15 protein-coding genes are annotated in these 18900 nt (G+C 69.6%); 7 read left to right on the top strand and 8 right to left on the bottom strand.

What is annotated here, in order from left to right; genetic code table 11:
- Nucleotides 1-1683, top strand: a 1683-nt coding sequence (locus ACN469_RS36075) for a hypothetical protein (protein WP_498775643.1), incomplete at its 5' end; no start/stop codon positions are given.
- 60 nt (nucleotides 1684-1743) lie between these two features.
- On the opposite strand, the gene ACN469_RS36070 is transcribed toward ACN469_RS36075, so the two are convergent.
- From ACN469_RS36070 to ACN469_RS36050, 5 genes are all read right to left on the bottom strand, one after another.
- On the bottom strand, nucleotides 1744-2664 hold the full coding sequence (locus ACN469_RS36070; protein WP_498775641.1) for a TolB family protein: 921 nt from the start codon (nucleotides 2662-2664) through the stop codon (nucleotides 1744-1746).
- Between the two features lie 159 nt (nucleotides 2665-2823).
- Nucleotides 2824-3624, bottom strand: coding sequence for a LytR/AlgR family response regulator transcription factor (locus ACN469_RS36065; RefSeq protein ID WP_498775639.1), 801 nt, complete (start codon nucleotides 3622-3624; stop codon nucleotides 2824-2826).
- Nucleotides 3621-4751, bottom strand: coding sequence for a sensor histidine kinase (locus ACN469_RS36060; RefSeq protein WP_498775645.1), 1131 nt, complete (start codon nucleotides 4749-4751; stop codon nucleotides 3621-3623). The genes ACN469_RS36065 and ACN469_RS36060 overlap by 4 nt, the downstream gene beginning before the upstream one ends.
- An 85-nt stretch (nucleotides 4752-4836) precedes the next feature.
- Nucleotides 4837-6231 carry a HEAT repeat domain-containing protein gene (locus ACN469_RS36055; protein ID WP_498775637.1) on the bottom strand — a complete coding sequence of 465 codons (1395 nt, stop codon included), beginning with the start codon at nucleotides 6229-6231 and terminating at the stop codon, nucleotides 4837-4839.
- A 755-nt stretch (nucleotides 6232-6986) separates the two neighbouring features.
- Complete coding sequence (locus ACN469_RS36050; RefSeq protein ID WP_498775635.1) at nucleotides 6987-8645, bottom strand: M14 family metallopeptidase; 1659 nt, start codon at nucleotides 8643-8645, stop codon at nucleotides 6987-6989.
- Between the two features lie 187 nt (nucleotides 8646-8832).
- On the opposite strand from ACN469_RS36050, the gene ACN469_RS36045 reads away from it, so the two are divergent.
- From ACN469_RS36045 to ACN469_RS36035, 3 genes are all read left to right on the top strand, one after another.
- A complete protein-coding gene (locus tag ACN469_RS36045; protein ID WP_498775633.1) occupies nucleotides 8833-9300 on the top strand; it encodes a YaiI/YqxD family protein in 468 nt (155 codons plus the stop codon).
- A gap of 227 nt (nucleotides 9301-9527) precedes the next feature.
- Nucleotides 9528-10595, top strand: coding sequence for a hypothetical protein (locus ACN469_RS36040; protein WP_498775631.1), 1068 nt, complete (start codon nucleotides 9528-9530; stop codon nucleotides 10593-10595).
- 186 nt (nucleotides 10596-10781) lie between these two features.
- Entirely contained in the window at nucleotides 10782-11882 is a 1101-nt protein-coding gene (locus tag ACN469_RS36035) for a hypothetical protein (RefSeq protein ID WP_498775629.1), read from the top strand.
- 20 nt (nucleotides 11883-11902) lie between these two features.
- Here ACN469_RS36035 and ACN469_RS36030 read toward each other — a convergent pair whose 3' ends face one another.
- The gene (locus ACN469_RS36030) at nucleotides 11903-13270 is read right to left on the bottom strand and encodes a sigma 54-interacting transcriptional regulator (protein ID WP_498775627.1); all 1368 of its coding nucleotides are present in this window, start codon (nucleotides 13268-13270) and stop codon (nucleotides 11903-11905) included.
- A 198-nt stretch (nucleotides 13271-13468) separates the two neighbouring features.
- Between ACN469_RS36030 and ACN469_RS36025 the strand changes: the two genes are divergently transcribed.
- The 3 genes from ACN469_RS36025 to ACN469_RS36015 all read left to right on the top strand — a co-directional run bounded on the left by ACN469_RS36025 (nucleotide 13469) and on the right by ACN469_RS36015 (nucleotide 15719).
- A complete protein-coding gene (locus ACN469_RS36025; protein WP_498775625.1) occupies nucleotides 13469-14791 on the top strand; it encodes an ADYC domain-containing protein in 1323 nt (440 codons plus the stop codon).
- Nucleotides 14792-14878: 87 nt separating this feature from the next.
- Entirely contained in the window at nucleotides 14879-15238 is a 360-nt protein-coding gene (locus tag ACN469_RS36020; protein WP_498775623.1) for a hypothetical protein, read from the top strand.
- A 4-nt stretch (nucleotides 15239-15242) separates the two neighbouring features.
- The gene (locus ACN469_RS36015) at nucleotides 15243-15719 is read left to right on the top strand and encodes a hypothetical protein (protein WP_498775621.1); all 477 of its coding nucleotides are present in this window, start codon (nucleotides 15243-15245) and stop codon (nucleotides 15717-15719) included.
- A 7-nt stretch (nucleotides 15720-15726) separates the two neighbouring features.
- On the opposite strand, the gene ACN469_RS36010 is transcribed toward ACN469_RS36015, so the two are convergent.
- Both ACN469_RS36010 and ACN469_RS36005 read right to left on the bottom strand, forming a co-directional pair.
- Nucleotides 15727-18165 (bottom strand): hypothetical protein, encoded by a 2439-nt coding sequence (locus ACN469_RS36010; protein ID WP_498775619.1) that lies wholly within the window; start codon nucleotides 18163-18165, stop codon nucleotides 15727-15729.
- A gap of 18 nt (nucleotides 18166-18183) precedes the next feature.
- A partial coding sequence (locus tag ACN469_RS36005; protein ID WP_498775617.1) for a hypothetical protein occupies nucleotides 18184-18900 on the bottom strand: 717 nt, incomplete at its 5' end.

The raw sequence follows: 18900 nt of genomic DNA, 5'->3' as shown, positions 1-18900 counted from the left end.
ATCACCGCCGCGCACTGCCTGGACCGGCACAGCGTCTGGGACCCGGCGAACCAGCCGCTCGAGGTGCGCATGTATGACCCGATGAGTGCCGCGGACGTGGAGTGGGAGGCCACCTCGGAGAGCCTGTCGGGCACGTTCCCCGGCTACCAGCGGCGCCCCCTGGGCCAGGGCTACAGCACGTCGTCATACCAGTGCCGGGTGATTGCGCGCTGCGGCGACTCGTTCGGCAACTACCAGTGCCCCGCGTCACTGCCGCGCGCGGACACGGCGCTGCTGGACTGCGGCGACACGAGCCCTGGCTGCCGTTACGACTACCTCGGCGTGGCCGATTCGGAGGGCGTGGGAGTCCCCGTGTCCATGGCGTGGGCCCACGAGGTCTACTCGATTCCGGAGGACCGGAGCTCCGACCTCTGGCAGCGCTACACGCGCTACATCAACTACGACCCCGCGCAGAACTACCACTACTACGAAGCGAACCAGCTCCTGCCGCTGCTCTCCACGCCCTGGAAGAACCCGGCCCGGCCCCGCGTGTCTCTGGGCCTGTCGGGGTTCGGCACCGACGCGCGGCTCACGGAGCTGCACGGCTGCCACGGCTCCTCCGGCTCCGGTGTCACGCAGCGCAACGAGAGCCTGGGTACACAGGAGCTGCTCGGGCCCGTCGCCGTCTGGGCGAACTGGGTGTTCTCCGCGCACAACTACGACTTCCTCTGCGAGGACCCCGCGCGCACCGCCCGCGCCCCCGGTGACGCCGGGCTGGGCTATGCACGGCTGGCCTTCACCCGGAAGCTCGTCGAGTCACGACGCCCGGAGGACGTCTGCGACACCCGGACACCAGGACTGTTCCCCAATCCCAACCTCTGGCTCGCCCACGACGTGTGGCTGTTGCGAGGAGCCACGCAGAGCACCCTGCCCTTCCCCAAGCCGTGGCCTTGTGCCGCGGCGTCGTGCACCGCCTGGGAGCGCTCGCGTTTCCCCAATGAGCCCCTGCTCCCCGTCGGCCGGGATGACTCCCTCTCCCTGCCCTCGGCGGAGGTCGTCGCGGGCATGACGTATCGCGTGTCGGTGCGCGTCCAGGCGCTGGAGGACACCTCCCCGCTCGTCACGCTGACCTTGGGAAGCCAGGTGCTCGTGAGCGGCGCGAGTCCCACCGCGCTCCCAGGCGAGGCCGCGGGCCTGGTCGCCACGGCCTTCGTCGCGAGCTCCGGGGGCCTCCAGTCGCTGCGGCTCTCCTCGGCGGAGGGCTCGGGGGCGTTCGCCGTGACGGAGCTCGTCGTCGTCGGGGATGCGCTGGTCAATGGCTTCGAGAGCCGCTCACAGCGCGTGGGGATGGGCATCCTGGAGCCTGGGGCTCGCACGCCCGTCCCGGCGACATGGACGCAGTCTCCGACCTCGCGCTTCGCGGCACTCATACGAGGAGGGCAGCGGCTCATCGCCACGCGACAGGCGCTCGTCTCGGGCCGCACGTGGACGGTGGGGTTCGACGCGTCACGTGACACGCGGGGGGTGACGTGCGGCTTCCTCACCTCCGACGACCGGGAGCTGCGCACGAGCTGCAATTCGATTGCAGGACGCGCCCGCGCGAACTTCCAGCTCGGCGCCGCGCGGCCCGTCGCGTTCTTCGTCGACCTCCCCGCCGGCCAACCCGACCTCGCGCTGGACAACCTCCGCCTCGAGACGCACTGAGCGACGGCGCGCCTCCGCCCGGAAGTCCCATGGCACCGGGCGGAGACGCGTGAAGAGTCGTCAGTCACAGGAGCCGGCGTCGGAGAGCAGCCGGCCGACGTTGACGTGGAACAGCTCACTGGGGAGGAACGGCTCGTACTGGTGCCGCACGAAGTAGAGCGTGCGGTGGTCCGGCGAGAGCGTCGGGTGGTACTCGTCCAGGTCGGTGTTCACCGTCGGCCCCAGGTTGCGCGCCGGCTGCCAGCCGCGCCACGTGCGCGAGGCGACGTAGAGGTCGCCGTAGCCGTAGCCGTCAGGACGGCCGATGGAGGCGAACAGCAGCGTGTCGCCGTCGGGGAGGATGCTCGGGTTGAACTCCCACAGCTCGGTGTTGATGGCGGGCCCCAGGTTCTCCGCGGGCCCGTAGGCGCCATCCGCGCGGAGCCTCGAGCGCCACACGTCCCAGCCACCGAAGCCGCCCTCCCGGTCCGAGCCGAAGTACAGCGTGCCGTCCTCATCGACGCTGGGGTACAGCTCGTCGGCCGGGCTGTGCACCGCGGCGCCCAGGTGCCGGGGCTCGCTCCAGCCGCCGTCCCCGCGACGCTCGACGACCCACATCTCCACATCCTCACGGGGCGCGCCGTTGACGGGACGGATGGAGGAGAAGAACAGGCGGCGCCCATCCGGCGAGACGAAGGGGTCGATGTCCGAGTGCACGCCGGAGAACGGCGCCGGGCGGGGCTGCGTCCAGCGGCCGTTGCGCAGCTCGGAGTAGACGATGGTGGCCTGGCGCGTCTCGGGGAAGAAGCCCGGGCTCACGCCCCAGAAGGCGGTGCGGCCGTCCGGCGTGAAGGCGATGCGCCACTCCTCCTGCTCGGGCAGGGAGACGAAGCCGGGAGCGAACACCTCGGGCGTGCGAGGCGCGGAGGCCGCGGCGGAGGTGGCGAGCCCCAGCGACAGCGCCGCGAGCACCACGGGGAGACGACGGAAGGACGATGACATGACGGATTCCTCTCGGGATGTGGCGGGAGGAGTGGAGGTCGCTCCCACCATGGCCGAAGAGGTACGCGTGTCGCGAGGCGCTGTCCGGGAAGCGGGGATGAAGCGAGCGGCGTGAGGGCTGGACGGGAGCGGCCCGGGGACGCGCCTCGGCGCGTACCCTCAGGACCCGGAGCCCAGCCCGAGCGCGGACTCCACGCGAGCGCGATGGCTGCGACCGGTGCGCACGGCGGTGGCATCCGGGCCGAGGACGAGCAGGTATTCGCCCTGGGAGAGCGGCTCCATCTCCCGCACCTGGTCCAGGTTGATGAGCACGGAGCGGTGCACGCGCAGGAAGCGACGCGGGTCCAGGCGCTCCTCGAGGTGCGTCAGTGTCTCGCGCAGCACGTGCTGCTCACCGCCCACGTGGACGCGCACATAGTTGGCCTCCGACTCCACGTGGGTGATGGCGGAGCAGTCCACGAAGAGGATGCGTCCGTCGACCTTGACGGGCAGGCGGCGCAACGGGGCCTCCGCCAGCGCCAGTCCTGAAAGGAGGGCCTCCTGACGGGCCACGGCCTCGCTGCGCCGCACCAGGCGCACCTGCTCACGGGCTCGGCCGAGCGCGGCGCGGAAGCGCTCCTTGTCATAGGGCTTGAGCAGGAAGTCCAGCGCCTGGGCCTCGAAGGCGCGCACGGCGTGGTGCTGCCACGCGGTGACGAAGACGACCACCGGGAGCGACTCTGGAGGCAGCGCGCGGAGGACCTCGAAGCCGTCGCCCGCGGGCATCTCGACATCCAGGAGCAGCACGTCCGGCGACGCGTGGAGCACCGCGCGCACCGCCTCCGCGCCGCTCGCCGCCTCCGCAACGACCTCCACGTTCGGCTCCGCCGCCAGCAAGGCGCGCAGGCGGGAGCGGGCCAGGGGCTCGTCATCCGCGAGCGCCACGCGAAGGAGCCCTGGCTCCACGGCTTCGGTGCTCATGCCGCCACCCGAGCTTCCCTCGGCTCCGCGTCGAGCGGCACGCGAAGCTCCACCACCGCGCCCCGAGGAGACCCCGGCCGAAGCTCCAGCCCGGCCCGGCCCCCATAGAGCGTCGCGAGTCGTGCACGCAGGTTGGACAGGCCCACGCCGCCGCTTCGCGCCGGGCCTCCCACGGGCGGCCCCATTCCGTCGTCCCTCACGAACAGCCGCAGCACATCTCCTTCCCGCTCGGCGGAGATCTCAATCCGCCCCGGCTCCGCGCGCGGTGCAAGGCCATGGCGGATGGCGTTCTCCACCAGGGGCTGCAGCGACAGATAGGGCACGCGCGCCTCCAGCACCTCCGGCGCCAGGCTCCAGGCCACCTCCAGCCGGGGGCCGAAGCGGATCTGCTCGATGTCCAGGTAGGGCGCGAGCGCCGCCTGCTCCTCGCGCAGCGTCACCTCCTGCCGGCCGTGGGAATCCAGGCTGTGACGCAGCAGGTCTCCCAGGCGCGCCAGCATGCGCTCCGCCGCGTCCGGGTCCACGTGCACCAGTGAGGCGACGGCGTTGAGCGCGTTGAACAAGAAGTGCGGCCGGAGCTGCGACGCGAGCGCCTGGAGCCGCGCCTCCGCGAGCTGCGCCTGGAGCTGGTCGGCGCGACGCTGGCGCACGTGGGCCCTGCGCGCGAGTCCCAGGGCATGGGCACCCGCGGTCAGCAGCACGAAGGGCAGCAGGTTGTTGACGACGCTCTGGGCCAGCACGTCGAGCACGCGCGGCTCGCGCTCGTACCAGCCGATGAAGTCCTGGGTGAGCACGACGAAGGTCGCCCTCCCGAGGACCACGAAGAGCAGCGCTCCCAGGTGGATGCCCAGGGCGGGGAGCGGACGTCGGCGCGTCAGGGGGACGCGCTCGGACAGGCGCAGACACATCACGGTGATGGGCACCCACAAGAGGGAGCTGACCAGGGACATGCGCCACAGCTCGGCCTCGACGACCTTCACCTGGCCGATGCGCTGGAGGAGCTGGACCTGGCTCACGGAGATGAGCGCATCCGCGAGCCACCAGCCCAGGGCCCCCAGCCACACGGCCCACGATGGCAGGGGGGCTACTTCGCCAGCCCGGGGCCTCGCCGTCTCCTCGTCACGCATGGTCGGCAAGGGTAGCGGGCCTCGGGGACAGCTTCCACGAGTCCGGGGATGAACCGCTTGGCGGCGGGGATGAATGGAGCGGCGCTCAGTCGCCCTGGCGAGACAACCACTGCTTCCATTGCTCGGGACGTTCGAAGTCCTCGCCGGAGAGCAGCCGGAGCACCTTCACCGCGGGCTCGCGGTTGATGGGCTGCTGGTAGGCCGACATGTCCACGAGCAGCGTGCCGACCTTCTGCAGCACCTCCGCGCGGCGGGCCTTCAGCGCGTCGGGGGTGAGCTTCACGAGCACCGTCTCCAGCAGGTAGGTGCCCTTGTTCCGGTCCGACACGTCGGGCATCGCCATCGCATCGAAGGCCACGGACAGGTCGACGACGGGCCGGTCCAGTCCGCCCTGGAAGGCCAGCACGGAGCGGACGACATTGTTGCGCACGGAGGAGTCCGGGTCCTTGAAGAAGGGCACCAGCCACCCGATGACCTGCTCCGGCGTGCCGGCATAGCCCAGCACGAAGGGGACCGCCGCGCGGCGGGTAGAATCGGCGTCCTCGCGCAGCAGGCGCAGCAGCGCCTCCCGAGCAGCGGGCGCCTTCTCGACGAAGCGCGGCTCATAGGGCGCGAGCTCCGGGTGGCCGAAGCCGAAGATGCAGTGGGCAATGCGACAGGACGGTGGCCCCTCGGAGTTCAGGGCGCCGCTGCGCAGCATGTGCACCACCTTGTCCTTGTACTCCAGCCACTGCGCGATGAGTCCCTCTGGGTCCTCCACGTGTCCGGTGGGAACGGGGAGGAAGCTCAAGCGATGCGAATCCTCGGCGTCCACCAGGTCCACGCTGGCGAAGGCCTGTCCCTTCAAGTCCTCCGCGAAGAAGGCGATGATGCCCACGTGGGAATAGGCGAGGTTGAATCGCTGGCGCAGCGCCGCCTCCCGCTTCTTCAAGAGATATCGGCTGCCGACGACGGGCTTTCCCACCTCCAGGCCGAGCATCTGGATGACCGAGGCCGCGTCGGCGCGGCGCGTGCGTGACACGTCGATGGTCGCGAGCACGGGGAGGGGCATGGGGGTGACTCCCGCCTTGTCCAGATTGGCCTGGACGCCCGACACCACCTCCGTCCAGCCCGGCAGCGAGTGGAGCGAAGCCAGCTCCGGGTCGAACTGGAGCTGCTCCACGGAGAGGAAGCCGCTATCGGCGGCCCGCTTCAGGAAGGCGAGCGCGTCATCGGGGCGACCTCCGAGGGCCGAGCATCTCGCGGCGGAGTAGTACGCCTCCGAGCGCAGGTCGGCGTCCGTCACGGCCTCCGCGGACCGGCGACGAAGGTCGGCACAGGTGGCGAAGTCCTCGGCGTCGTAGGCCTTGTCCGCGCGCAGGGACAGCTCCTGGGAGGCCATGGCGCCCACGGTGGAGACCACGTCTTTCGGTTTCCCGGACGAATGCGCGCAGCCCACGCCCATCATCAACAACAGACTCAGTCCGGCGGACTTCCTCACGGGCACCTCCCCTTCGAGCCCTGGACTGTGGCTCGGCGCGGGCTCCGGATTCAATTCCTCACGGACTCTGACGCGAGATTCCAGGCAAGCGTTCACCGCGCCGCCCTCGCGGTGGTGGGGGCACCGCCGCTTCCGGTCAAGTCCCGAATCTTGTGCAGTCGGCTCGGCGGGAGCCGCTCCATCTCCCGCCGAGCATGGCCCTGTCCCTACGTCCGCGAACAGACAAACACACGACTGAGCGAGCACCAACATTCGCCAGGTGCGCCCGACGAGTAACAGCAGGAAGCAATGTCGCCGGTCGCGGGGCAGGTCTTCCCAGCCCGGCTCTCACAAGTGGGCAGGCCCACACATGCCGGAGGCACCGTGGGACACGCGGTGAAGACTCCGTTGCACGTCACTCCCGAGTTGTCACTGGCGGAGCACGAGGTGGTCCCCCCCGGACAGCTGACCGAGCCTCCGCTGGCACACGTGGCCGAACACGCCGACAGCTCCTGTGAGACACCCTCTTCATCCTCCAAGCCGACAGGACGGTCCCCCGTGAATCCGCCACAAGCCATGACTCCCACCAGCGCGAACCACGCCAGCGCCGCGCCCAACTCTTTCATGTTCGACATTGTCCCCTCCTTGAGAGGACCAGGACGGTAGGAAAGAGCCACAGGGCGGGGCCATCCCAGGATTCTGGGATTCAATCGCCCGGACTGCCCTGTCAGCGTGCTGGAGCCCCCACCGACGTCAGGGCTCCAGTGCCTCCCGCTTCACTCCGCCTTCTTCGGAGCCGGAGCGGGACGCACCACCCGGTGCACGGGATGGAGCCCGCCCACCTCCAGCAGCTTGTCCAGGAACTGCCACCGGCAGAAGCCATCGTCCGAGTGCGGCTCCAGCAGGTACACGGCCAGCGTGCCCGCACGCTGCGCCGTGGGCACGTAGAGCGTCCCCTCCGCGAACTCGCGCGTCGTCCGCTCGGGAGACACCGTCAGCACCGTCTCGAAGCGCACCGGCTTGGGCTTCTGGCTCAGCGGCACCTCCGCCTCACCGAGCGCGGGCACGTTCGCCGCCACGTCGGGACTGAAGGTCTCCTCGCGCCGGGCGATGCGGTAGCTGTCCACCAGGAAGTGGCGCGCCTTCGGGAGCACCTCGAATCGAATCCCGTGTCCCTCCAGCCGAGGCGCCAGCTCCGCCGGCACCAGGTACGCCTCCGGAGTGCTCACCGCCTGCGTCGGGATGAACGTCCGCTGGTGCGGCACGCGGTAGACGCGGCGCTTCTTCCCGGGGAACCGATGCTCCGCGATGCTCTTCTCGTCGAACGCCTGGATGCGCGCCAGGTCCCCGTCCTTCGCATACGCCGGGTAGTCGAACGTCAGCGCACCCTGCGCATCCCGCGTGGCGACTCCGTAGTTGATGCCCACCTGCGTCTGGAGGTCCGGCGTCGTCCCGCGCGCGATGATGGCCCGCTGCTGGCCTTCCGTGACGGAGTGGAACGCCTTCGCGCTCCGGGCCGCCTCGCGGAACAGCTCCAGCAACCACGCCCGGGTCACCGCGCAGCGGCGCGGGAAGTCGATGTAGCTGTACGTCTCCAAAAGCACGTCGAGCCGCCCGAGCAGCCCCCGGTAGTGACTGCCGAAGCGCGGCAGCGCCGGGTACGTGTGCCAACCCGAGGCGGGTACATCCTCCTCCCGATAGTTGCCGTACCAGAAGCTCTCGAACCCGTGGCGCTTGCTCACGGACTCGGCGACGCGCTCCAGCATCGCCCGGTTGTAGTCGCGCAGCTCCTGGAACAGCGGCTCGTTCGAGTGCGAGGTGTCGAACGTCAAATCGAACGCGTGGATGCTGCCGTCCGTGGTGTGGCAGTCGATGAACAGCTCCGGCCACCACGCCTGGTGCAGCTTCGCCATGGCGCGCGTCTCCGGCGCCTCCTGCTTCGTACTGTCGCGGTTGAGGTTCCACCCCTCGCCCGTGTAGCGCGTACCCACGCCGCCCTCGGGGTTGACCTGCCCCTCCAGGCTCTTGAGGTTGAGCTTGCGGTTGTTGGGGCTGATGCGGTCATTGCCGTCCGGGTTGAAGTTCGGGACCAGGACCAGGCACAGCCTGTCGAGCAACTTCGCGCCCAGCTTCGTCAGCGTCAAATCACGCGCGAGCGCGAGCACCGCCTCCTTTCCCTCCACCTCGCCCGAGTGGATGTTGGCCTCCACCAGCACGACGACCTTCTTCTGCTTGCGCGCCAGCTCCGGCGTGAAGCAGTTGCGGTCACTCACGATGAGCGCCGCCAACGGCTGGCCCTCACCGCTCTTTCCGAAGTCCACCCGTCGGGCGAGCTTCGTGCGGCGACAGAGCTCGTCGATGAAGGCGAGCACGTCGGAATGCCGCGAGGTTTCGGCGTAATTCGAGGCTTCAGCGCGGGTGAGCAGCTCGGACATGGGCGCGCATCCGAGCGCCGCCCTCCCGCGTCGTCAAGCACTTCGTCCACGGCGACACACCGCGACGGTGCGCACCCCGTCCATCAGTGAGCGCCACCCACGCGGTGACGTGCCGTGTCGACGTTCCAGCACCCCGCGACGATTCCGGAGCATCGCCCTGGAAATCCACGCGAGGATGCCCCTCAGAATGAAAATCTGGGTCGATGCCGATGCCTGTCCGGGCCCTGTCCGGGAAATCCTCCTGCGCGCCTCGCAGCGCCTCAAGGTGCCCCTGGTCTTCGTCGCCAACCGGTCGATGAACCTGCCCCGCTCGGAGTTCGTCTCCACCGTGCAGGTGGGCGCCGGGCTCGACGTGGCGGACCAGCACATCGCCACCTCGGCGCAGAAGGGAGACCTGGCCGTCACGCAGGACATCCCCCTGGCGGCGCTGCTGGTGCCCCGAGGCGTGGTGACGCTGGACGTGCGCGGCGAGCTTTTCTCCGAGGAGAACATCGCCGAGCGGCTCTCCGTGCGGAACTTCATGCAGGAGTTGCGGGAGAGCGGCGTCGTGACGGGCGGCCCCAGCGGCTTCAATGCCCAGGACAAACAGCGCTTCGCCGCCGCCCTGGACCGCGAGCTGTCCCGCCTGCTCCCCAAGCGCGGCCAGGCCACTTGAAGGGTGACTCATGAGCTTCCTCGCCGGACGCATCTGCGTTCTCGCCGGACGCATCTGCGTTCTCGCCGGACGCATCCTGGAGCATCGCGGAATGGTTTCGCGTGCGCCAGCAAAGCCTCCAGCACCCTGGAATGACAGAGAAGCCTGACACGCGAAGACGCCGTGGCACACTGTCTGCAAATGTATTCAGGCGCTGCCATGCGCCCTGTCTACTCAAAGGAATGACGATGTTCGCGAATAGTATCGTCATCGCAATGGGATGCACCGTGTTGATGCTCGGCTGCGGTGGGGCACCCCAGGAGCCGCATGGGTTCCCGTCGAATGGAAACCCCTCTGGGCAGATGACGGGCACCCCCACCACGAACTCCCGCCTCCGCTCCGTGGAGACAGGGGAATTCTCCCCGGACCCTACCACGATCACCTGCTGGGGCCAGACGCCGCAGGGGACGACGGCCTGGCAGCAGTTTGGCGACGACGGCATGTACCTGGACGTGAACACGTCGCACTGCGGCTTCGGCGCGACTCCTCTGTACTTCACCTCCCTGGGCGGTCTCAGCAACCACTGGTTGGGCACTGGCGCCACGTCCATCTACAGCCCGTCTCCCGCGGGCTTCCGCGTCTATGTCTATTTCCCGGGCATCACCACCACCCAGGCCAATGCGTGGGGCTGGCAGTTGAACTGGCAGGCCACCCAAAACTACCTGCATTGGCCGTCGCTCTGCGCGGGCCAGACGCCCCAGGGAACCACGGCCTGGCAGCAGTTCGGCACCGACGACATCTACCTGGACGTGAACACATCGAGCTGCACCCTGTACGAGACGCCTCTGTACTTCACCTCGCTGGGTGGCACCGCCAACCACTGGAGGAGCAATGGCGCCACGGCCATCTACAGCCCGTCGCCCGGGGGCTTCCGCGTCTTTGTCCATTTCCCGGGCATCACCACCGCCCAGGCCAATGCGTGGGGTTGGCACCTGAACTGGCAGGCCTCCCCCAACGACCTGCACGCGCCGTCGCCGCCGCTCTGCACGGGCCAGACGCCCCAGGCAACCACGGCCTGGCAGCAGTACGGCGCCGCCGGCATCTACCTGGACGTGAACACAGCGAGCTGCGCCCTGGGCGCGACCCGCCGGTACTTCACCTCGCTGGGTGGCAACGGCAACCACTGGAGGACCTTTGGCGCCACGGCCGTCTACAGCCCGTCTCCCGCGGGATTCCGCGTCTATGTCTACTCCGAGGGCATCACCGCCACCCAGGCCAACGCGTGGGGTTGGCACCTGAACTGGACCGCGAGGTAGCCGGACGCGCGGGGGCTGAAGGATGAGGGCGGAAGTCGCTGGAGTCGCGGGGCCAGCGCATGCGGTGAAGCAGGTGGACCGGCTGCTGCTCATCTCCGCCCTGGCGAAGGTGCTGCTCCTCTTTCTTCACAGGGCCTGTCGCGATGCGGCGGCGCCAGAACTTCAGGACACAAGAAAGGAATGACGATGTTCGCGAATAGTATTGTCATTGCAATGGGATGCACCTTGTTGATGCTCGGCTGCGGTGGGGCACCCCAGGAGCCGCAGGAGCTCCCGTCGAATGGAAACCCCTCTGGGCAGATGACGGGCACCCCCGCCACGGCGACCATCGGCGACTCCCGCCTCCGCTCCGTGGAGACAGGGGAATTCCCCCCCAGCGACATCACCACGCTGAATGCCTTGTTCCCCCCCTCGCTCAACTGCGCGGGCCAGACGCCGCAGGGAACGACGGCCTGGCAGCAGTTCGGCGCCGACGGCATGTACCTGGACGTGAACACGTCGCACTGCGGCTTCGGCGCGACTCCTCTGTACTTCACCTCCCTGGGCGGTCTCAGCAACCACTGGTTGGGCACTGGCGCCACGTCCATCTACAGCCCGTCTCCCGCGGGCTTCCGCGTCTATGTCTATTTCCCGGGCATCACCACCACCCAGGCCAATGCGTGGGGCTGGCAGTTGAACTGGCAGGCCACCCAAAACTACCTGCATTGGCCGTCGCTCTGCGCGGGCCAGACGCCCCAGGGAACCACGGCCTGGCAGCAGTTCGGCGCCGACGACATCTACCTGGACGTGAACACATCGAGCTGCACCCTGTTCGAGACGCCTCTGTACTTCACCTCGCTGGGTGGCACCGCCAACCACTGGAGGAGCAATGGCGCCACGGCCATCTACAGCCCGTCGCCCGGGGGCTTCCGCGTCTTTGTCCATTTCCCGGGCATCACCACCGCCCAGGCCAATGCGTGGGGTTGGCACCTGAACTGGCAGGCCGCCCCCAACGACGTGCTCGAGCCGCCGTTCTGCACGGGCCAGACGCCCCAGGGAGCCACGGCCTGGCAGCAGTACGGCGCCGCCGGCATCTACCTGGACGTGAACACAGCGAGCTGCGCCCTGGGCGCGCCCCCCCTGTACTTCACCTCGCTGGGTGGCAACGGCAACCACTGGAGGAGCTTTGGCGCCACGGCCGTCTACGCCCCGTCTCCCGCGGGCTTCCGCGTCTATGTCTACTCCGAGGGCATCACCACCACCCAGGCCAACGCGTGGGGCTGGCACCTGAACTGGGGCGCGAGGTAGCCGGACGCGCGGGGGCGCGCTCACTCCGGCTCGGGAGACTCCGCGCCGTCGAGCCCATGCCTGCGCAGCAGCCGACGCAGCTGCGTGCGGTGCAGGCCGAGCGCGCGCGCCGTGGCGGACACGTTGCCTCCCTGCTGACGCAGGGCCTCCTCGAGCCGGGCCCGCTCGTGGGGCTCGGGCGTCTCCGCGCGAGGCTCGGCCCTGGGCTCGGGGCCAGTAGGGGACGTGGCGCTCCCGGGGCCGAAGGCCGTCCCCGCGGTGGTGCCCAGGTGTCGAGCCTCCACGCGAGTGGCCACCTGGAGCAGCGCGCCCTGGATGGCGCCACGCAGCTCCACCAGCAATTCGCGGATGTTTCCCGGCCAGGGCCGCAGCAGACACTGCTCCACCAGGGAGACGTGGAGCCCGAGCCCCGGGGCCACGCGCTCCGCCTCGCGCTGGAGCAGCAGGGGCAGCTCCTCGGGACGCTGGCGCAGCGGGGGCACCACCACCTCCGGACGGCCCATGCGGAAGTACAGGTCCTCTCGCAGGCCCCCTCGGGCCACCAGGGCGCGCAGGTCCTTGTTGCTCGCGGAGCACAGGTGCACGTCCACCGTCTTCGGCCTGGAGGCGCCCAGGGGAAGCACCTCGCGCGTCTCCAGGGCGCGCAGCAGCTTGGCCTGGACGGACAGGTCCAGCTCCACCACCTCGTCGAGGAAGAGCGTGCCGCCATCGGCTGCCTGCAGGTACCCCTGGGCATCCGCCTCCGCGCCGGAGTACGCGCCGCGCCGGACGCCGAAGAGGAGCCGCTCCGCGATGCCCTCCGGAATGGCGGCGCAGTTGACGGCGACGAAGGGGCCCTCGCGTCGGAGGCCGTGCTGATGGAAGGCTCGCGCCAGGCCTTCCTTGCCGGCGCCGCTCTCCCCGTGGATGTGGAGCGAGAAGCCCAGCTCGGCCGCGCGAGTCACCTCCGCGAGCAGGCGCCGTCCCCCGGGCCCCCGCACGAAGCCATCCACCAGCGCGACGCCGTGCACTTCCAGGGGCCGCACGTCGAGGCTCGGCACGAAGAGCGAGTCCCCCATCCGGAGCACCGTGCGCACCTCACGGGGCGCGCCGGGAGCGAGCGGCTCCCCGTCCACCCAGGTTCCGTTCTGGCTCCCCAGGTCGACGGCCCGGAAGTGCCTCCCGTCGAAGCGGACCTGGGCATGGCGCCGCGACATCCTCGGGTCCTGGACGTCGCCCAGCTGGGGGCCGCGCCCCAGCTCCAACCCCTCGGGCGGTATCCGGAGCACCACCGCCAGCGCCGTCCCTCCGCCGAAGAGGCGCACCAGCCCGGGAACGCGCGCCGCGTCCGAGGCCCCTCCCCCGCCTCCATCACCACTCGGCCGGAGCGTCGACCCATCGTGTTCCATGCCGCGCCATCATACGCGCCAGGACGTGGCACACGGCACGGTGCCAGCGTTTGTGCCATTTCAGGAGCCGACACGGCCTCCGGGCGAGGACGGCCGCCCAGGGGCGACGGGAATGTCGGGGGTCCGTTCAAGCATGGCACGGCGCTCGCTATGGAGAGCCCGCACCAACAGACATCAGGGGACAGCACCATGAGGAACATGACTGACGACATCGCGGCTCCCGTACGAGGAGCCCACCGGACCACCGGCCCCATCCTGCTGGCGACCCTGGCGCTCCTCGGCGCGAGCGCCTGCCTCAAGCCCATCCAGCTCCCGCCGTCCCCGACGGACCCGAGCCCGGTGGGCGACAAGTACGTGACGGACTCGGAGACCCGGCTGCCCGTCACGGAGTGCAAGGGCAAGGAATGTCCGCCCCTGGAGACGGACGCGAAGCCGCTGGCACCCCCGGAGTGCCCGACGGGGCAGTGCATCCCGGACAACTCGAACGGCCAGGGCATCTACATCGTCGAGGGGAGCGACTTCTGCTTCAAGCAGGGGACGGAGTCCCGGTTCTGCCCGGAGTCCTTCGTCAACCGCGGGCCAGCGGACGTGGTGCTCAAGGGACGAGACCGACTCATGGGCACGTTCTTCTACACCCCGACCCTCCGGGGGGTGCTGCCGGGGCAGCTCGGGCGCACGCCCCAGGGTGCGCCCGCCAGCGTCGTGGCGATTCACAGCATCCAGGGCAAGGGTGACCAGCTCGTCGTCAACTACTGTCATTCGCGCGCGCAGTGCAGCAAGCCGGAGGACATCCAGACCCTCCAGGGGTCGGCGCTCGCGGGCTTCACGTTCGAGGTGCTCTTCCGGAACGTGCCGGACGAGGAGACGTATTTCGAGTTCCAGCTCATCCCGGTGGAATCCGACAAGCTCCTCCCGCCGTTCCGACTCCAGAAGTACGAGGTGCGGCACCGGCTGAGGGACCCCAATGGCAATCATCCAGCCTGGACGAATCCCTGCGGCGGGGCCGCGCGGGGCCGGGTGGGCATCCTGCCGGGCCGGGTGGTGGATGACTTGAATGCGGCCGTCACCGCCGACGCCAACGTCACGACGCTGGGGTGTGAGTCCGGCGCCATCGTCACGTGCCTCGATTGGGGTTACAGCCCCTGGGATTCCCAGACGGGAGAGCCCGACGCACGGCGCGCGTTTGTCTATGGGTCCTGTCTCCAGGCGAAGCGCGCGGCGTACTTCGTGGGCAAGGGGGACCTCAAGAGCTACACGGAGACGGGCACGCGCATCCTCAAGCGTGACGCGTATGGCTTTGGACGGGACGCGGAGAATGCCATCGAGCGCACCGACTTGCTGGAGGCCCTCTGGAGTCCCGAGGGCGCGGTCTGCATCAATCCCGAGCACCGGCGTCACGCGGAGATTCCCCTGCATCCGGAGCATGGCCCCCGCATCGAGCGCTGTGAGGCGCCGCCGGGACAGCTCATCCTGTGGCGGGACAACGCCAAGCTCTCGACGGGCCTGCCTCCTCGGCGCTAGGCCCCTTGCCCGCCGCACCCTTCGGGTCGATACTGAGACACGTCTTCACCGTCGCGACAGTCGTCTTCTTCAGGCACCTCGGGTCCCATGTTCGTCGTCCGCTCCGCGCAGTTGCTGGCACTCGACGAAGCCGCTGATTCCGGGGGACCGAGCGCGCTCGTCACGCGGGCGCGCGCGGCCTGGCCGAAGCAAGCCGAGCACCTGGGCCCCGAGCGGTTTCGTGAGCAGGTCGAAGAGGCCTCCGCCGCCGCCGAGCGGCACGGCTTTCGTGAGCGCTCCCACGTCTGGACCTACGTGAATGTCACCCTCGCGCTCGGGCCTGGGTTCGTGGACGACCCGAAGTACCCGTGGGCCCGCGCCCTGCTGACCCAACGACAGCTCCCGCTCGAGGCGAAGGCGGAGCTGCTCGTCCAACGCACCCAGGCGGAACTCTCCAAGGAGCGGTGACCCCATGCCGGAAGCAGCCCCGCCCAAGTCCCCTGTCTTCTCGCTCCTCCACGGCCTGCCCCCCGTCGAAGACAAGCCCGAGGAGAGCTTCGCCCAGCTTCAAGCCCAGGCCGACGTCGTCGCCCATCGCCCCTCCGTTCAGCACTGCCAGGTCCGCACCTGCGAGCTCACGCTCGTGGAGACGGAGACCTGCGCACCCCTCGAGGCCCGGGCGGCCACCCTGGAGATGGTGGACGGAAAGACCTTCAAGACGGATATCGACCGCAAGGGCCACGTCGTGCTCGACAACGTCGACGTGCCCCTCGACGCGCGTGAGGTTGGCCTCTACGTCATCCCGCACGAGGATGGCACCGAGACGCTCGAGGTCGAGGTCCGGCGCACCCTCGAAGCCGAAGCCGAAGTGGAGGCCGAGCCCGTCGTCGAAGAGGAGCCCGAGGTCGCCCCTCCCTGGCTCCCGTTCGGCGACGTCTCCGACGACTGACCTCCGGCTACGGCGTCACCTCGATGGATATCGGGAGGTGGTCGCTCGTGCCGTAGACGGTGTTGAACGCGGTCTGGAACGCATTGTCGAACGCGCGTTTGATCTGCTTCGACGACCCATGCGCCACCGTGGCCATGTCCGGGAAGCGCGTGAGGAAGAGGTCGACGAAGCGGGGGTTGCTCACGCCCGTGAAGCCCACCGTCAGCAGGTGGTCATAGGCGTGGCTCGTGTACGAGCTGTGGACGCCCTTGACCTTGCGGAACATGGCCTCGCCCTTCCGCAAGCTCGTGCGCGTCTCGAAGATGTGCGTCCGGTAGATGCAGCCCAGCAACGCGGTGATGGCATTGCGTGCGGCGAGCGCGGCGGCGGCGCCTCCCGCGTTGTTCGCCTCCAGGGCAAGCTCCGAGGCGAGCGCCACGTCCCCCAACTGAGTCGCGGCCCCGACAATGCCCGCGGCGGTGAACACGGCGTGCCGCGCCGCGAGCCCCGCAATCCAGGAGTGGCGACGCGCCGAGTGGGTGTTGGGCACCCCCTGCGCGATGCCATTCGCCCAGGTGGCGATCTCCAACAGCAACTCCACACGCACCCGAGGCGACGCGGGAGCCACCGGTTTGCTCGCCCTGCACAGCTCCTCACGCGCCCCCGCGAGCGCCATCGCGTTCGTCGTCGCCAGCAGCGCGGTGGCCTGGGTGGCCACGAGCTGAGCGCGGGTGTGCGCGTTGAGCAGCGTCAAGCCAGGCAGGACACAGGCCGCGGTGGACGTCCGGAGATTCACGGTCGCCGTGTTGACTGCCGCCACCCCCGCGCCGTCCGCCGCGGCATCCGCCGCGAGGTTCCCCACCCGGCCGGCCACCAGCGCGAAGCGGATGGCATCCTGGGTTCCGGTGACGGCCACGGCCCGCGCCGCGAGCACGTCCAGGGACCGCACCATGGCCTCGAGCACCGAGAGCGCGGAGATGTAGCCTTGCTTGACGAGCGCTGACACCGCCGTGTCGAGCGCATCCGATTGGGTTTCGATGTTCGCCGCCAGGGCGCCGTCCCCTACCGGAGCCGCGGGATTCGCCAGCCCCGCCGCCGTCACGGCCGCGTCGAGGTTCACCCGCTCGGCCCCCACTGCCGGGTCCGCGAGCCCGGCGACAATCGCCGCATCCGCCTTGTCGTCCAGGGCCCTGCCCAGCGCGGCGGCGGCGAGCGCCCAGTGGGCCTCCTCCGCCGTCGCGGCGTGGGCCAGCGAGGCCGCGGCGGCGTCCGCTATCAGCGCCTGATACACCCGCGTCCGGATGGAGAGCGACTCCACCCTGTCGCCCGCCAGGATGCCCACATGGGGGAGCGACAGGCGGAGGTTGTCGATGGCCGTGACGAGCGCGGTGGCGCGCGCCTGGGCGTTCGTCTCGTCCAGACCATCACGAATCCGGCAGTCCTTCCGCGCGGTGTCCACCGCGTCCACGAGGTCCACGGGAACGCCCGGCAGGTCGTTGCACGTGTGCACCACGGCGACGCCGTTCTTGCCCGCCCAGAGCGCGAAGCGCACCGCGTCCTCGTCCTCGGGAGGGAGCGCCGCCAGGGCCGCCGCCGTCGACACGGAGGCCGCGTGGGCGAGCGCGCGTCGGTCATTGACGTAGGTGATGACGGAGCTGAACCCGCCTTCGGCGAAGAGCTGCGCCCCGATTCCCGCCATCGTGTCCACCGCGCCGGTGTTGTTGGCGTACTTGAAGTCGGTGCAGTTCGGACGCGAGCAGGTGTTGAAGTCTCCCATCGTCACCACCGGCAACACGCGCCCGGTCGACGCCTCGGGGATGACGCCCAGCCTGCGGGTCCCCTCGATGGCGTAGCGGTTCTTCTTTCCAGGCGCGCTGTTCTTCGGCCCCGGGCTCGGCGAGTGCGCGGCGATGAGCAGGAAGGACTGCCCGGAGGCGATCTCCTGGAACTGCACGAGGTAGGGGCGGCGCTCGCCCGCGTCGGGGAACTCGAGCTGTCCACCGCCGACCGCCCAGCCCCAGCGGCCGGTATACGTCCCACCCGCGGCGCGCGCCGTCCCACGATTGGGGCCACCGCCTCCTCCGCCCACGGTGTGCCATCTCCACGGGAGGGCGTGGACGATGTGGGCGGGCCCTTCCAGGTGCAGCAGGTCCGCGTTGTAGAAGACGCTGATGGCCTCGTTGCGACCGTCACCGTTGCCCAGATTGATGGGCGGCACGACCTCCCACTCCACCGCCGATTGCGCGCGCAGCGCGGTGCGCAGCGCCCACGTCGCCGTCTTCCCGCTGCCCGTCGCGAAGTCCCCCACGGTCAGGCTCTTGTCGAGCTTCGGCTCGACGATGACGAAGACGTCGTAGTTCGCGCCACCGACGGGATTCACGGTGTCGAGAATCACCTGCTGCGGCGGGTTCACGTTGTGCCGCGTTCCGAAGTTCTTGATGTTCCAGGACAGGATGCGAATGGGCATCGTCGGCTCCGTGCGCGCTCAGTAGGCGACGTTGAAATTCAGCTCGCGTTGCTCCCGGTCCTCGTCGGCATCGTCGAAGGGCGGGCGAGTCCTGAACCAGAAGCGGTCTCGAGCCAGGCGAAGGTGATGCTCCGTGCAGGCGCCATCACCGGCATGGGGCGCCTGGGGCACCGCTCTCGCGAGGAAGGGCGACTGCTTCAGCGCGCCGAAAGGCACCCCCGCCTCCGCGTCCAGCACCGCGGAGACCATCACCAGCTCCCGGCTGTCGACCACCGCGTGGAAGCGCCACTGGTTGTCGACGACCAGGGTCGCCTCGTGCGCCACGGTGATATCCCGCCGCGCGGTCTGCGGCGCGTCGATGATGACTGTCGCCAGGCACCGCTCGAGCGCGAAATGTCGCGGGTTGGGATTGAAGGGCATGGGCGCGGGCGCCTCGAGGGTGAACGAGAGCGCAGAGATGCCCCCATGGGCCAGGTGGTAGCTGAGCGAGAAGTCCCGCAGGTAGAACCCCCTGTCCACGGGGAACTCCAGGTACCGGACCCAGTCGTCGCCGCCCACGAGCTGATGAAGCTGCGCCGGGTCCTGGACCTCCATGCGCAGGCGCGGGAGCGACTTGAAGACCAGCACCGCATGGTCGTGCATGTAGGGCGCCCAGAGCTTCACGGGATGCCGCTCCAGCATCACCGCGCCCGTGACTCCAATCAGCGGCGCAATCTGGTCGGTGGTCTCCGTGCG

Source organism: Corallococcus terminator, assembly GCF_049194865.1.
GTDB lineage: Bacteria > Myxococcota > Myxococcia > Myxococcales > Myxococcaceae > Myxococcus > Myxococcus terminator_A.
The sequence above is the reverse complement of the archived record's forward strand: the minus strand, read 5'-3'. Positions and strand labels throughout refer to the sequence as shown.

Excerpts from the sequence above, each read along its gene's own strand:
- ACN469_RS36070 (WP_498775641.1), bottom strand. The coding sequence starts at position 2,664 with ATGTCATCGTCCTTCCGTCGTCTCCCCGTGGTGCTCGCGGCGCTGTCG.
- ACN469_RS36065 (WP_498775639.1), bottom strand. The coding sequence starts at position 3,624 with ATGAGCACCGAAGCCGTGGAGCCAGGGCTCCTTCGCGTGGCGCTCGCG.
- ACN469_RS36060 (WP_498775645.1), bottom strand. The coding sequence starts at position 4,751 with ATGCGTGACGAGGAGACGGCGAGGCCCCGGGCTGGCGAAGTAGCCCCC.
- ACN469_RS36050 (WP_498775635.1), bottom strand. The coding sequence starts at position 8,645 with ATGTCCGAGCTGCTCACCCGCGCTGAAGCCTCGAATTACGCCGAAACC.
- ACN469_RS36045 (WP_498775633.1), top strand. The coding sequence starts at position 8,833 with ATGAAAATCTGGGTCGATGCCGATGCCTGTCCGGGCCCTGTCCGGGAA.
- ACN469_RS36040 (WP_498775631.1), top strand. The coding sequence starts at position 9,528 with ATGTTCGCGAATAGTATCGTCATCGCAATGGGATGCACCGTGTTGATG.
- ACN469_RS36035 (WP_498775629.1), top strand. The coding sequence starts at position 10,782 with ATGTTCGCGAATAGTATTGTCATTGCAATGGGATGCACCTTGTTGATG.
- ACN469_RS36030 (WP_498775627.1), bottom strand. The coding sequence starts at position 13,270 with ATGGAACACGATGGGTCGACGCTCCGGCCGAGTGGTGATGGAGGCGGG.
- ACN469_RS36025 (WP_498775625.1), top strand. The coding sequence starts at position 13,469 with ATGACTGACGACATCGCGGCTCCCGTACGAGGAGCCCACCGGACCACC.
- ACN469_RS36020 (WP_498775623.1), top strand. The coding sequence starts at position 14,879 with ATGTTCGTCGTCCGCTCCGCGCAGTTGCTGGCACTCGACGAAGCCGCT.
- ACN469_RS36015 (WP_498775621.1), top strand. The coding sequence starts at position 15,243 with ATGCCGGAAGCAGCCCCGCCCAAGTCCCCTGTCTTCTCGCTCCTCCAC.
- ACN469_RS36010 (WP_498775619.1), bottom strand. The coding sequence starts at position 18,165 with ATGCCCATTCGCATCCTGTCCTGGAACATCAAGAACTTCGGAACGCGG.